Consider the following 13,398-nt stretch of genomic DNA (forward strand, 5'->3'; position numbering starts at 1 on the left):
CACGGAACTTCCCGGTCTGTCCATCCTTGGGTATGCAGTCAAGCGACGGTCGTGCCCGGGGAGCCGGGGACGGTGCCGGGAGTGCGGCCGGCAATCACGAAGACCACGGCACGGCCTCCCGCGAGGTGAGGTACGAGGACCCCTGGTACGACGCCCTGGCCTCCGGCTGGGGCGAACCGGACGGCACCGGCGCGTCGGCCCGGGCCGTACCGGCCGCACGCGGTGAGCGGGACGCGGCGGCGGTCCGCGCCCGCGACGTGTACCTCGAGGTGCAGCGCAGCGAGGCCTTCCAGGAGGTACGCGGCCGGTACCGGAGGTTCGTGGTGCCGGGAGGCGCCGCCTTCCTCGTCTGGTACGTGGGTTACGTGGTCACCGCGACGACCGCTCCGGGGCTCATGGCCAGGCCGGTGGTGGGGGCGGTGAACGTGGGGATGCTGGCCGGGCTCGGGCAGTTCCTCAGCACCTTCCTGCTCACCTGGGGCTACGTCAGGCATGCTCGGCTGCGCCGGGACCGGCTCGCGCTGGAACTGCGCTGGGACACACAAGAACTGACCCGTGGAGCCCGGGGAGGCGCCTCGTGACCGATGAACACCAGACACTGGCACTGCTGTTGTTCAGCGGGTTCGTGGCCGTGACCCTGGCCATCACGACATGGGTGAGCCGCAGACGGCACGGCTCCGCGGAGGAGTTCTACGCCGGCGGGCGGTTGTTCTCCCCGATGGAGAACGGTTTCGCGGTCTCGGGCGACTACGTGTCGGCCGCCTCCTTCCTCGGGGTCACCGGTCTCATCGCGCTCTACGGGTACGACGGGCTGCTGTACGTGGTGGGCTTCCTCGTGGCCTGGCTGGTCGTGCTGTTCCTGGTGGCGGAACTGGTGCGCAACTGCGGGCGCTTCACGCTCGCCGACGTGGTCGCCGCGCGGATGAGTGAGCGGCCGGTGCGGATCGCGGCGGGAACCGCCTCGGTCACGGTGTCCGTTCTGTACCTGGTGGCCCAGATGGTGGGCGCCGGCAGCCTGGTGGCACTGCTGCTGGGGCGCGCGAGCGGGACGGCCCAGGTGTGGGCGGTCATCGCGGTCGGCGCCCTGATGGTGACCTATGTGTCCCTGGGCGGGATGCGGGCCACCACCTGGATCCAGATCGTGAAGGCGGTGCTGCTGCTCGGCGGGACGGTCGCGCTGACCGTGCTGGTACTGGTGCGCTTCCACGGCGACGTGAACCGGCTGCTGGTCACGGCGGCGGAACGAAGCGGCCACGGGGACGCGTTCCTGGCGCCGGGGCTGAAGTACAGCGGGAGCTGGACCGCCCGCCTCGACTTCATCAGCCTGGGCCTCGCCCTGGTGCTGGGCACGGCGGGGCTGCCGCACATCCTCTCCCGCTTCTACACCGTGCCCACCGCACGGGCCGCCCGCCGTTCCGCGGTGTGGTCCATCGGCCTGATCGGCGGCTTCTACCTGATGGCGATCGTGCTCGGATTCGGGGCCGCGGCAGTGGTGGGCCCCGAGGCCCTGCGTCGCTCCAACGCGGCCGGGAACACGGCGATGCCCCTGCTCGCCCTGGATCTCGGCGGGGGCGTCGGCTCCACGGGCGGGACGGTGCTGTTCGCGGTGGTCGCCGCCGTCGCCTTCGCGACGATCCTCGCGGTGGTCGCCGGGATCACCCTCGCCTCCTCGGTGTCCGTGGCCCATGATCTGTACGCGTCGCTGCGGCGGCCGCGCACCAAGGCGCGCGGCGAGGTCGCGGTGGCCCGCGTCGCGGCCGTGGGCATCGGCGTCGTCGCGATCGCTCTCGGTCTGCTGGCCCGCGACCTGAACGTCGCCTTCCTCGTCGGTCTCGCCTTCGCCGTGGCCGCGTCGGCGAACCTGCCGGTGCTGGTGTACTCACTTTTCTGGCGTGCCTTCACCACCCGCGGTGCGGTGTGGGCCGTATACGGCGGACTGATCCCGGCTCTCGTGCTGGTGCTGCTGTCCCCGGTGGTGTCCGGCAGTCCGGGGTCGCTGTTCCCGGACATCGATCTGCAGTACTTCCCGCTGCAGAACCCGGGCATCGTCTCCATCCCGCTGGGCTTTCTGGCCGGCTGGCTGGGCACGGTCACCTCGGACGAGGTCGCCGACGAGGCCAAGTACGCGGAGACCGAGGTTCGGTCGCTGACCGGCGCGGGCGCCGCGTAGCGGGACCGAAACAGAGGCGTGGACAGGCGCGCCGCGCGCGGGCGCGGTGCGGCGCGGTGGCCGGTGGGCACCGGCGCCTACGGCGCCACCCACGCGTAACGGTGTTCCGGGCGGCCGGTGTCGCCGTACTTCAGGGAGAGGCTGAGACGGCCCGCCTGTTCCAGGTGGCGGAGGTAGCGCTGGGCCGTGGAGCGGCTCAGGCCGGTGCGCGCCGCGACCTCGTGGGCGGACAGCGGCTGGTCCGAACCGTGCAGCACATCGCAGATGAGGTCCGTGGTGGGTTCCGAGTGGCCGCTGGGCAAACCCGGCGCGGAGGGCGCGGGGGACGTGCGCAGCGCGCCGAAGATCCGGTCGACCTGCTCCTGACCTGTCAGGCCCCGGCCGCCGACCCGGTCGACGGTGCGGCGCAGGGCCGCGTAGGAGTCCAGGCGGGTGCGCAGGGAGGCGAAGGTGAAGGGTTTGACCAGATAGTGCAGGGCGCCCAGGCGCATGGCCTGCTGGACGGTCGTGACATCGCCGGCCGCCGTGATCATGATGACGTCGGTGCCGTGTCCCTGCTCCCGCATGCGGTGGACGAGTTCGAGACCGGTCCGGTCCGGCAGGTAGTGGTCGAGCAGAACCAGGTCGATGGCGGCGCGTTCGAGGGCGGCCAGTGCCTGCGCGGCGCTGTGCGCGCGGGCGGCCACCCGGAAACCGGGAACCTTTCCCACGTACTTGGCGTTTATCTCTGCGACGCGGAAGTCGTCGTCCACGACCAGGACGTCAATCATCGGGCCTCTCCTCCAAGGCCGGCGAGCGTTAAGCCCGTGTTTCGGCTCCGCAGTTGTAACGCGAGCAAAATGAGCACAACAGGTGCTTGCGAGCAAAAGAACGGCATGTGCTCACAAGACTGCTGCTGTGGCCGGGGCCACATCTACCGTCCCGGGCCATGAGCACAGACACCAGCCCCGCCATCGAGCTACGGGGCGCGAGCAAAACCTTCAGGACCCCGTCGGGGGGTCTGCACACGGCCGTGCGCGGCCTGGACCTCACCGTGCGGCGCGGCGAGTTCGTGGCCGTCGTCGGGCCGACCGGCTGCGGGAAGTCCACCACGCTGACCCTGGTCAGCGGACTGGAGGAGCCCAGCGAGGGCGAGGTGCTGGTGGCCGGGGAGTCGGTCGACGGCGTCGGTGACAAGGTCGGCTTCGTCTTCCAGCAGGACGCCACCTTCCCCTGGCGGACGGTGCTGTCCAATGTGATGGCGGGCCCCCGCTTCCGTGGCGTGCCCAAGGCGGAGGCCAAGCAGAAGGCCCGCGAATGGCTGGCCCGGGTCGGTCTCGCGGCCTTCGAGGACCGCTATCCGCACCAGCTCTCCGGTGGCCAGCGCAAGCGCGTCGCCCTCGCGGCCACCTTCGTCAACGATCCCGAGATCCTGCTGATGGACGAGCCGTTCTCGGCGCTCGACGTGCAGACCCGCGCGCTGATGTCGGACGAGCTGCTGGAGCTGTGGGAGGGCACGGGCGCCTCGGTCGTCTTCGTCACCCACGACCTGGAGGAGTCCATCGCGCTGGCCGACAAGGTCGTCGTGATGACCGCGGGGCCCGCGACCGTGAAGCAGGTCTTCGACATCGATCTGCCGAGGCCGCGCAAAGTCGAGTCGGTACGGCTGGAGCCGCGGTTCATCGAGATCTACCGCGAGATCTGGGAGTCCCTCGGCGAAGAGGTCCGCATCACCCGGGAAAGGGGTGCCGCGAATGTCGCCTGAGGTGCTCAGCACGCCGGTCGTCGACACGGTGAAGGGGCCGGGCCGCGCGCAGTCGCGGGCCCAGGCCGCCCGCAGACGCAAGGTGGTCGTCACCGTCGCGCGGGTGCTCCTCCTGGTGGCCGTGCTCGGTCTGTGGGAGGCGCTGTCCCGGGCCGAGGTCATCGATCCGTTCAACTTCTCGATGCCCTCGAAGATCTGGGACCAGATCAGCACCTGGGTGATGCACGGGACCGCGCAGGGCTCCCTGGGCGAGCAGGTCTGGTACACGCTGCACGAGGCGCTGCTCGGCTGGGCCATCGGTGTCATCGCCGGTGTGGTGTTCGGTATCGCTCTGGGGCGGATCGCCTTCCTCGCCGATGTCCTCGGTCCTTACATCAAGGTCCTCAACTCCCTTCCCAGGATCGTCCTGGCCCCGATCTTCGTGATCTGGTTCGGCCTGGGCCCCGCCTCCAAGGTCGCGTCGGCCGTGGTGCTGGTGTTCTTCCCGGTGTTCTTCAACGCCTTCCAGGGCGCCCGGGAGGTCGACCGCAACCTGGTCGCCAATGCCCGGATCCTCGGCGCGAGCGACCGCAAGGTGACGCTGCAGGTGGTCGTCCCGTCGGCGACCTCCTGGATCTTCACCAGCCTCCACGTCAGCTTCGGCTTCGCCCTCATCGGCGCGATCGTCGGCGAGTACATCGGCGCCACGAAGGGCATCGGCCTGCTCGTCGCCGCGTCCCAGGGAACCTTCAACGCCGCCGGCGTCTACGCCGCGATGGTCATTCTCGCGGTCGTCGCGCTCCTCGCCGAGGGGCTGCTGACCTTCGCCGAACGCCGCATCTTCCGGTGGAAGCCGGCGAACTCCGACCACTGAGCCCGGGCCGCCCGGCGCCGCTGCGCAGCCGTGGCACCCCCAGGACGCCCCCCCTCCCCGCACCGCCCCCTCACAAGGACGTGAACCCTCATGCGCAAGACCGCCAGATACGCCTCGCTCGCCGTCTCCGGCCTGCTCGCCCTCTCCTCGCTCACCGCCTGCGCCAATGACGCGGCGAGCAGCACCTCGGCCGGCGGCAGCAAGGGCGACGGCAAGGGCACGAAGGTCAAGATCATGGTCGGTGGCCTGGACAAGGTCATCTACCTGCCGGCCATGCTCACCCAGCGCCTCGGCTACTTCGACTCCGAGGGCCTCGACGTGGAACTGCTCAGCGAGCCCGCCGGTGTCCAGGCCGAGACCGCGCTCGTCTCCGGCCAGGTCCAGGGCGCCGTCGGCTTCTACGACCACACCCTCGACCTGCAGACCAAGGGCAAGGCCGTGGAGTCCGTCGTGCAGTTCTCGCACGCCCCCGGCGAGGTGGAGGTCGTCGCCGCCAAGAAGGCGGGGGACGTCACCTCTCCGAAGGACTTCAAGGGCAGGAAGCTCGGCGTCACCGGCCTCGGTTCCTCGACCGACTTCCTCACCAAGTACCTCGCGGTCAAGAACGGCGTGAACGTCAGCGAGTTCACCCCGGTCGCCGTGGGCGCCGGCCCCACCTTCATCGCGGCGCTGCAGCAGGGCTCGATCGACGCCGGTATGACCACCGACCCGACCGTCGCCACCATCCTGGACAAGAAGGCCGGGAAGATCCTCCTCGACATGCGCACCCCCGAGGGCTCCCAGGAGGCGCTGGGCGGGCCGTACCCGTCGTCCAGTCTGTACATGCAGACGGACTGGGTGAACGGGCACAAGGAGACCGTCCAGAAGCTGGCCGACGCGTTCGTCAAGACGCTCAAGTGGATGTCCAGCCACAGCGCCTCCGAGATCGCCGCCAAGATGCCCGCCGACTACTCCCAGGGCGACAAGGCGCTCTACGCGGAGGCGATCAAGAGCACGCTGCCGATGTTCACCAAGGACGGCGTGATGCCGGCGAACGGTCCCGAGACCGTCGAGAAGGTCCTCAAGGCGTTCAACCCCAACATCAAGAACGCCAAGGTGGACCTGAAGAAGACGTACACCACCGAGTTCGTCGAGGCCGCCAAGTAGCGCGCGCGACGAACCCGCTCAGACGCGGGTCGCCCACACGTAACGGTGTTCCGGGCGGCCCGCGTCGCCGTATTTGAGCGTCAGCCGGGCCCGTCCGGTCCGCTCCAGGAGCTTGAGATAGCGCTGGGCGGTCTGCCGGCTCACACCGGTGAGATCGGCGATCTCCTGCGCGGACAGGGCGCCTTCGGCCTGCATCAGGGCCCGGCGCACCAGTTCGGCGGTGGTGGGGGAGTGCCCCTTGGGCAGCACGGGCTCCGACGGCGCGGACAGGGCGCCGAACATCCGGTCCACCTCGGCCTGTTCGGCCTCACCGCCGCCGTCCAGCGTCCGGCGCAGCACGGCGTACGCCTCCAGCTTGGCCCGCAGTCCCGCGAACGCGAACGGCTTCACCAGGTACTGCAGCGCACCGTGCCGCATGGCCGCCTGTACGGTCGAGACGTCCCGCGCGGCCGTCACCATGATGACGTCGGTCTGGTGGCCGCGCCGGCGCATCTCCCGCACCACCGCGAGCCCGGTGTCGTCGGGCAGGTAGTGGTCCATGAGGACCAGGTCGAGGCGGGGCAGCGCGTCCAGCAGGCGCAGCGCCTCGGCCGCGTTGTGCGCCTCGCCGGCCACATGGAAGCCCGGCACCTTCCCGACGTAGGCGGCGTTGACGCGGGCGACGCGGGTGTCGTCGTCCACGACCAGGACCTCGATCACCGTGCCTCCTCCCCGGCGGTGGCCGGCGCCCCGGCCGTGGCCGTCCCGGACGCGCCGGGCCCGCTGAGCGCGGGCTCCTGGCCCGCAGCGCCCAGCGCGTCGGTGAGCGCCTCGGGCAGTACGACGGTGAACTCCGCGCCGCCGCCGTCGGCCGTGCCCACCGTCGCGCCACCACCCTGCCGTTCGGCGAGCCGGCGCACCAGCGGAAGCCCCAGGCCCCGCTTGCCGTGCGCGGGCGGCTTCTTGGTGGACCACCCGTCCGTGAAGACGAGCTCCCGCTGGTCCGCCGGAATCCCGGGACCGGTGTCGCTCACTCTCAGCACGACCGTGCGGCCCTCGGTGCGCAACTCGACCTCCACGCGCGCGTGCGGGGTGCCCGCGACCGCGTCCAGGGCGTTGTCCACCAGGTTGCCCACGACCGTCACGAGCCCGCGCGGGTCGACGAGCCGGTCCGGGAGCCGGGTGTGCTCCGACACCCACAGGGCGACCCCGCGCTCGGCGGCGACGGTCGCCTTGCCGACCAGCAGGGCGGCCAGCAGCGGGTCCTGGATCTTCTCCGTGACCTGCTCGGCGGTGACCCGGTGGTCACCGACGACCTCGCCGACGAACTCCACGGCGTCGTCGTACATCTCGAGTTCCAGCAGGCCGAGCAAGGTGTGCATGCGGTTGGCGTGCTCGTGGTCCTGCGCGCGCAGCGCGTCGATCAGGCCACGGGTGGAGTCGAGTTCACGGCCCAGCTGCTCCAGCTCGGTGCGGTCGCGCAGGGTGGCCACGGCGCCCCCGTCGTCGGTGGGCATGCGGTTGGCGACCAGGACCCGCTGTCCGCGCACGGTCAGCAGATCGGTACCGGTCACCCGGCCGGCGAGGACGTCCGCGGTGCGGCCCTCGCCCAGTGCCTCGTCCAGCGACTTGCCGACGGCCTCGTCGCCGAGCCCCAGCAGCCGCCGGGCCTCGTCGTTCAGCAGACGGATGCGGCCGCCGCGGCCGAGCGCGACCACGCCCTCCCTGATGCCGTGCAGCATCGCCTCGCGCTCGGCGAGCAGGGCCGAGATGTCCGAGAAGGCCAGGTCCCTGGTCTGCCGCTGCACCCGGCGCGAGATCAGCCAGGCGGCCAGCGCGCCCACCGCTAGGGCCCCGCCCGCGTACGCGAACAGACCCGGTATCGCGGCGAGCAGCCGGGCGCGCACGCTGTCGTAGGCGATGCCGACCGACACCGCCCCGATGATCCGGTGATCGGCGTCGTACAGCGGCACCTTCCCCCGCGCGGAGCGGCCCAGGGTGCCCTTGTCGATCTCCATGACCTCCCTGCCTTCCAGCGCGTCCCTGGGATCGGTGGAGACCTGCCGTCCGATCTGTTCCGGGGTGGGGTGCGACCACCGCACCCAGTGGAGGTCCAGCACCACGATGTACTCGGCGCTGGTGGCGTGCCGGATCCGTTCGGCCTCCCGCTGCACCGGGCCGTTCCTGCTCGGCGGGGTGGTCAGCACACCCTCGGCGATCTCCGGGTCCTGTGCCGTGGTCTGGGCGATGGCCAGCGCCCGGCGCATGGCCTCCTGGTCCAGCTGTTTGCTCAGCGGCGCCAGGAACAGCCCCGTCGCGAGCACCGCGACTCCCGCGGCGATCGCCACCTGCATCAGCAGCACCTGCGAGAACACCCGCCGGGGCAGACCGAGGCGCAGGCGGCGTGCGGGGGGAGTGGGGCTCATACCGACGACGGTACGTGGGCGGCCCGGCCCGGCCCCAGCCGGTGTGGCGGGGATCTCCCGGCCGGTGCCCGACGGAGCCGTGGCCGGGGCGCCGGGTTCAGCTCGCCAGCGCCGTCGTCCGCAGCTCGCGCACCGCGACCACGTCCATGCGCGCCGGAGCGCCCAGCACCGAGGCGCCGCAGCTCTCCGGGCGGGGCGGCAAGGACGCGCCCTGTGCCACCGAGACGCGCCAGCGGCGGCCGTCGGCATGGGCGACGGTGACCTCCCAGCGGGGCGCCCTGCCCTCGGTCCGTACGACGTTCAGCGCGCCGGCCCGGTGCACACCCGCCACCGAGCGCACGGCCAGCTCGGCGGCCTGGCCGGGCCGTTCCCAGGCGGAACACCCGCGGCAGCCCTCCAGCACCACGCGCCCCTCCTGGACGCCGTGCAGGACCGCCTCGACGGTGTGCGCCTCCACCCGGCCGTAGGCGTAGCCGTACGGCAGCACGAGCACTGTCGGCGAGAAGCGATGACCACCCAGATGGGTGACCTCCCAGACGCCCCGGACACCGGAGGCGGCCAGCTCGGCGGCGAGCGGGCGGCCGAGGAGGGCGCAGCAGCGGTCGCGCTTGCCGTTGGTGCAGACGAGCGCCAGCGGATCGCCGGTGTGCGGCCCGCCGCCGAGCGCCGTGCCGAAGGAGCGGTGGTCGCCGGCGCCGAGAGCGGTGAGGTCGAGGTCGAGCAGACGGCGCGGGTCGCGGATGGTGGCGCTGTGCAGCCACACGCTCCCGGGCACCGTGTGCGCCGCGTACACCTGGCGCGGTTCCGGGGTGCCGGGGTCGGCGTGCCGGCCGGGGCGCCGGACGAAAGCGACGCGGACGCCGGTTCCCTCGGCGGCGGCCTCCAGGGCGCGGCCGACCACGGGGTCCAGATGGCTCGAAGTGAGCGCCTTGGCGCCCCACGGCCCGGACTGCTCCAGCAGCAGCCACGTCGTCGCCGTGGCGGCCGTGGCGGACACGGGCTCGTCGAGGTTCCGGGAGACGGTCGCGCACCTACTCACAGAGGTGAGCCTAACCTGGCTGCCGGTGGGGCGACTTCCGGCCGGGCCCGTGTCCGCTCCGGCGGCGCCGCGGGCTCACCCCGGCGGAGGTTCGGACGGCGTCACTCCGGCAGGGGCTGCGGGGGACGCGGGCCGACGTAGTGACCGCTCGGGCGCATGCGTAGCGGGCGTTCGCCGTACTCCTCCAGGGTGTGCGCGATCCAGCCCGCCGTGCGGGCGACGGCGAAGATCGTCTCTCCGGCGGGGGCGGGCATGCCGCAGGAGGCGGTGAACACCGCGAGCGCCAGGTCGACGTTGGCGTGCAGCGGGGCGTGCCGGGCGGTCGTGGCGACGACGTCGCGGGCCGCGAGAAGCGCGGGCTCCGCGTGCGGCACCTGCTCCAGGAGGCCGAACAGCACGCGCGCGCGGGGGTCCTCGCCGGAGTAGAGCCGGTGCCCCAGCCCGGGAACACGCCGCCCCGCCCGCAGTTCGTCCGCGATCACCGGGACCGCGGTGCCCTGGTCCAGCACATCGAGCAGCATCCGGTGGGCCAGCCCGCTGGCGGCGCCGTGCAGCGGGCCCTCCAGGACGCCGAGCCCGGCCGAGACGGCCGCGTACGCGTGCGCGCGGGCCGACGCGGCGACCCGGACGGCGAGCGTCGAGGCGGCCAGGTCGTGGTCGGCGAGCAGGGCGAGGGCGGTGTCCAGGACGCGCAGCGAGGCCTCGTCGGCGCGGCGGCCGGTCAGCCGGCCCCACAGGCGGTGGGCCAGCGGGCCGTCGTCCTCGTGGTCGTGCCGGACGGGCGGCAGCGCGGCCACGAGCGTGGGGATGAGGGTGCGCCCGGTACCCAGCACCGTCTCCTCGGAGAGATCGAAGCGCAACGGATCCTCGGCCGCCGCGGCGATGGCCGCCACCCGCAGCCGGTCGGCCGGGGAGGTGTGCTCCGGCAGGGCGTTCACGGCGCGGCGGGCGACCTCGACGGTGGTCCCCGGCGCGGTGAAGGCGGCGCCCGGCGTCAACCGGCCCGTCCACAGCCACTCCGCGACCTCCTCGTAGGAGTGGCGCGCGGCCAGCTCGGTGGCGTCGACACCGCGGAAGTAGTAGCGGTCCTCCTCGATGAGGGTGATGCGGGTCCGTACGGACAGCTCACCCCCGGAGCCCGGACTCCCCGCGGCTTCCCGGCGGTTGCGCCGAGCGAGCGTCTCGACCTCCTTCGCGTCGAAGGTGCTGGCGCGGCCACCGGGTTCGCGCCTGCTGCCGAGCAGGCCGCGGCTCACATAGGCGTACACCGTCTCCGGCTTCACCCCGAGCAGCTCGGCGGTCTCCCTGGTGCTCAGCCTTCGCCCGGGCCGCCGGTCGGGAGCGGGGTCGTGATCGCGCATGGAGGTCACCGTAGCCGTCCCTCCCTACCTTGATCGGTAGGGCATGTAAGTATTGATTGAATCAATATTGACAGTACTTGAGTCAAGCATGGACAGTCGGATCAAGTCCAGGGAGGAGACACCATGTCCGTCAACAGGACCGCACCCCGTGTCGAGGTACCGCGTGGCCTCGCCGGGGTCGTCGTCACCGACACCCGTGTCGGAGACGTCCGCGGAATCGAGGGCTTCTATCACTACCGGCAGTACTCGGCCGTCGAACTCGCGCTGACCCGCGGCTTCGAGGACGTCTGGCACCTCCTGGTGCACGGAACCCTCCCCGGGCCCGACCGCGCCGCGTCCTTCGCCGCCGAGACCGCGAGGCTGCGCCGGTTGCCCGAGGAGGTCCGCGCGGCCCTTCCCGCCGTCGCCGCGGCCGGCCGCGGCGACGGGCCACTGGCCGGCCTGCGGACCGCGCTGTCGCTGCTGGGGGCCGCGCGGGGGTTCCGCCCGGTCTACGACACGGACCCGGAGCAGCGGCGTGCCGACACCGTGGCCGCCTGCGCGGCCGTGCCCACGCTGCTCACCGCGCTGTACCGGCTCGGGCAGGGCCTCGAGCCCGTCGAGCCCCGCGAGGACCTGCCCTACGCAGCGAACTACCTCTACATGCTCACGGGCGAGGAGCCGGACCCGCGACGGGCGCGTGCGGTCGAGCAATACCTGATCTCAACCATTGACCACGGATTCAACGCGTCAACGTTCACCGCACGGGTCATCGCGTCCACGGGCGCCGACGTGGCCGCCTGTCTGGTCGGAGCCGTGGGCGCCCTGTCCGGGCCGCTGCACGGCGGGGCGCCGAGCCGCGCGCTCGACACCCTGGACGCGATCGGAACGCCGGACCGGGCCGACGCCTGGATCAGGGAGCGGGTGCTCGCCGGTGACCGCGTCATGGGCTTCGGCCATGCCGTCTACCGCACGGAGGACCCCCGTTCACGGATGCTGCGCGACATCGCCCTCGGCTTCGGCGGCCCGCGCGTCGATCTGGCCGTCGAGGTCGAACGGCACGTCGAGGCGGTCCTCACCGAACTGAAGCCGGGCCGCGAACTGCACACCAACGTCGAGTACTACGCGGGCGTGGTCATGGAACTGTGCGGCCTGCCGAGGGAGATGTTCACCCCCACCTTCGCCGCGGCCCGGGTGGTGGGCTGGAGCGCCAACATCCTGGAACAGGCCGCGGACCCGAAGATCATTCGGCCGGTGGCACGCTACGTGGGCCCGGAGCCGCCGGTCGCGGTGCCGCCGGCGGCCTGAGGCGACGAAGGCGGCGGGAGGCCGGGCCCAGTACGACCTGGAGCCACCCGGGAGCCGACCCCGAATGACCGGAGCCGACCTGGATCCGACCCGGATCCGACCCGAAACGACCCGGGGCCGCGCCGGAGCCGCCCCGGCGCCCGGTCGGCACCCGGGTCGAGCGGCCGTCGCGGGGCGTGCGGGCAAGCACGCCGGCGTGCAAGCCGTCGTGTCTCCTCCCGCTCGTATCCTGGTCGCGCAGTCGATTACCGCAATTCCGCGCGCCCGGCCACGAGCCGGTGCGCGCGTCCGCGTGAGAGAGGTCGCCCGTTGGGGAACAGCCCGGCGAACAGCCGCAGCCCGCAGCAGATCCCGGTGGTCGTGCTCGCCGGATTCCTGGGCTCCGGGAAGACCACGCTCCTCAACCACCTGCTGCACCACAGCGGAGGAAGCCGCATCGGGGCGATCGTCAACGACTTCGGCGCCATCGAGATCGACGCGATGGCGGTGGCGGGCGCCCTCGGCGACTCGACCGTCTCGCTCGGCAACGGCTGCCTGTGCTGTGCCGTCGACGCGAGCGAACTCGACGTCTACCTGGACCGGCTCGCCGCCCCCGCCGCGGGTGTCGACGTCATCGTGATCGAGGCCAGCGGACTGGCCGAGCCGCAGGAACTGGTGCGCATGGTGCTGGCCAGCGAGCATCCGGGGATCGTCTACGGCGGTCTCGTCGAGGTCGTCGACGCCGCCGAGTTCGACGACACCCGCGCCAGGCACCCCGAGATCGACCGGCATCTCGCCCTCGCCGACCTCGTCGTGGTCAACAAGCTGGACCGGGCACCGGACGCCGACCGCGTGCTAGCGCTCGTCCGCTCGCTCACCGACCGTGCCGTGGTCCTCCCCGCCACCTACGGCCGCGTCGACCCGGAGTTCCTCTTCGACTGCAGGCCGAGCGAGGAGCGCGTCGGCCAGCTCTCCTTCGACGACCTGCACGAGCACCGCGAGGACGGCCCCGGCCACGCCGGCCACCTGCACACCGGCTACGACAGCCTGTCCTTCACCTCCGCACCGCCCATGGACCCCCGCCGTCTGATGAGCTTCCTGGACACCCGCCCGGAGGGGCTCTACCGGATCAAGGGATACGTCGACTTCCGGCCGTACGACACCCTCAACCGGTACGCCGTGCACGCCGTCGGCCGGTTCCTGCGCTTCAGGCCGGAGCCCTGGCCGCCCGCCGGCCCCCGCCGCACGCAGCTCGTGCTGATCGGCTCCGGCATCGACGCCGACGCCCTCCACAAGGAACTCGAGGCGTGCGGGAACGACGCCCAGCACGTAGACGAGCACGGCATGTGGGGCGTCCTGCGCTTCGTGCCCGGCTCCGAGGAGGAGCCGGGCACGGAGACCTACGGCGCGTAGC

At 72.1% G+C, this 13,398-nt stretch carries 12 protein-coding genes; 7 read left to right on the plus strand and 5 right to left on the minus strand.

What is annotated here, in order from left to right:
• Nucleotides 1-32 precede the first annotated feature (32 nt).
• Nucleotides 33-581 (plus strand): DUF485 domain-containing protein, encoded by a 549-nt coding sequence (locus ABZ478_RS27660; protein WP_359553373.1) that lies wholly within the window; start codon nucleotides 33-35, stop codon nucleotides 579-581.
• Complete coding sequence (locus ABZ478_RS27665; protein WP_359553374.1) at nucleotides 578-2,170, plus strand: cation acetate symporter; 1,593 nt, start codon at nucleotides 578-580, stop codon at nucleotides 2,168-2,170. Before ABZ478_RS27660 ends, ABZ478_RS27665 begins: the two co-directional genes overlap by 4 nt.
• 77 nt (nucleotides 2,171-2,247) lie before the next feature.
• Here the strand turns inward: ABZ478_RS27665 and ABZ478_RS27670 are convergent, their stop codons facing one another.
• Nucleotides 2,248-2,940 carry a response regulator gene (locus ABZ478_RS27670; protein ID WP_359553376.1) on the minus strand — a complete coding sequence of 231 codons (693 nt, stop codon included), beginning with the start codon at nucleotides 2,938-2,940 and terminating at the stop codon, nucleotides 2,248-2,250.
• Between the two features lie 158 nt (nucleotides 2,941-3,098).
• Here ABZ478_RS27670 and ABZ478_RS27675 point away from each other — a divergent pair, with 158 nt between their 5' ends.
• From ABZ478_RS27675 to ABZ478_RS27685, 3 genes are all read left to right on the plus strand, one after another.
• A complete protein-coding gene (locus ABZ478_RS27675; RefSeq protein WP_359553377.1) occupies nucleotides 3,099-3,914 on the plus strand; it encodes an ABC transporter ATP-binding protein in 816 nt (271 codons plus the stop codon).
• Complete coding sequence (locus ABZ478_RS27680) at nucleotides 3,904-4,767, plus strand: ABC transporter permease (RefSeq protein WP_359553378.1); 864 nt, start codon at nucleotides 3,904-3,906, stop codon at nucleotides 4,765-4,767. Before ABZ478_RS27675 ends, ABZ478_RS27680 begins: the two co-directional genes overlap by 11 nt.
• Nucleotides 4,768-4,857: 90 nt before the next feature.
• The gene (locus ABZ478_RS27685) at nucleotides 4,858-5,913 is read left to right on the plus strand and encodes an ABC transporter substrate-binding protein (RefSeq protein ID WP_359553380.1); all 1,056 of its coding nucleotides are present in this window, start codon (nucleotides 4,858-4,860) and stop codon (nucleotides 5,911-5,913) included.
• 18 nt (nucleotides 5,914-5,931) lie between these two features.
• Here ABZ478_RS27685 and ABZ478_RS27690 read toward each other — a convergent pair whose 3' ends face one another.
• The 4 genes from ABZ478_RS27690 to ABZ478_RS27705 all read right to left on the minus strand — a co-directional run bounded on the left by ABZ478_RS27690 (nucleotide 5,932) and on the right by ABZ478_RS27705 (nucleotide 10,718).
• Nucleotides 5,932-6,612, minus strand: coding sequence for a response regulator (locus ABZ478_RS27690; protein ID WP_359553382.1), 681 nt, complete (start codon nucleotides 6,610-6,612; stop codon nucleotides 5,932-5,934).
• The gene (locus tag ABZ478_RS27695) at nucleotides 6,609-8,318 is read right to left on the minus strand and encodes a sensor histidine kinase (RefSeq protein WP_359553383.1); all 1,710 of its coding nucleotides are present in this window, start codon (nucleotides 8,316-8,318) and stop codon (nucleotides 6,609-6,611) included. Before ABZ478_RS27695 ends, ABZ478_RS27690 begins: the two co-directional genes overlap by 4 nt.
• Nucleotides 8,319-8,415: 97 nt before the next feature.
• Complete coding sequence (locus ABZ478_RS27700; protein WP_359553384.1) at nucleotides 8,416-9,357, minus strand: sucrase ferredoxin; 942 nt, start codon at nucleotides 9,355-9,357, stop codon at nucleotides 8,416-8,418.
• A 101-nt stretch (nucleotides 9,358-9,458) separates the two neighbouring features.
• Nucleotides 9,459-10,718: a citrate synthase gene (locus ABZ478_RS27705; protein ID WP_359553385.1), complete on the minus strand. Its 1,260-nt coding sequence runs from the start codon at nucleotides 10,716-10,718 to the stop codon at nucleotides 9,459-9,461.
• 123 nt (nucleotides 10,719-10,841) lie between these two features.
• Between ABZ478_RS27705 and ABZ478_RS27710 the strand changes: the two genes are divergently transcribed.
• Nucleotides 10,842-12,005: a citrate synthase/methylcitrate synthase gene (locus ABZ478_RS27710; protein ID WP_359553386.1), complete on the plus strand. Its 1,164-nt coding sequence runs from the start codon at nucleotides 10,842-10,844 to the stop codon at nucleotides 12,003-12,005.
• A 309-nt stretch (nucleotides 12,006-12,314) separates the two neighbouring features.
• Entirely contained in the window at nucleotides 12,315-13,397 is a 1,083-nt protein-coding gene (locus ABZ478_RS27715) for a GTP-binding protein (RefSeq protein ID WP_359553388.1), read from the plus strand.
• Nucleotide 13,398: the final 1 nt, after the last annotated feature.

The organism is Streptomyces sp. NPDC005706 (assembly GCF_040631045.1).
Lineage (GTDB): Bacteria > Actinomycetota > Actinomycetes > Streptomycetales > Streptomycetaceae > Streptomyces.

Excerpts from the sequence above, each read along its gene's own strand:
- ABZ478_RS27685 (WP_359553380.1), top strand. The coding sequence starts at position 4,858 with ATGCGCAAGACCGCCAGATACGCCTCGCTCGCCGTCTCCGGCCTGCTC.
- ABZ478_RS27670 (WP_359553376.1), bottom strand. The coding sequence starts at position 2,940 with ATGATTGACGTCCTGGTCGTGGACGACGACTTCCGCGTCGCAGAGATA.
- ABZ478_RS27675 (WP_359553377.1), top strand. The coding sequence starts at position 3,099 with ATGAGCACAGACACCAGCCCCGCCATCGAGCTACGGGGCGCGAGCAAA.
- ABZ478_RS27710 (WP_359553386.1), top strand. The coding sequence starts at position 10,842 with ATGTCCGTCAACAGGACCGCACCCCGTGTCGAGGTACCGCGTGGCCTC.
- ABZ478_RS27705 (WP_359553385.1), bottom strand. The coding sequence starts at position 10,718 with ATGCGCGATCACGACCCCGCTCCCGACCGGCGGCCCGGGCGAAGGCTG.
- ABZ478_RS27660 (WP_359553373.1), top strand. The coding sequence starts at position 33 with ATGCAGTCAAGCGACGGTCGTGCCCGGGGAGCCGGGGACGGTGCCGGG.
- ABZ478_RS27680 (WP_359553378.1), top strand. The coding sequence starts at position 3,904 with ATGTCGCCTGAGGTGCTCAGCACGCCGGTCGTCGACACGGTGAAGGGG.
- ABZ478_RS27695 (WP_359553383.1), bottom strand. The coding sequence starts at position 8,318 with ATGAGCCCCACTCCCCCCGCACGCCGCCTGCGCCTCGGTCTGCCCCGG.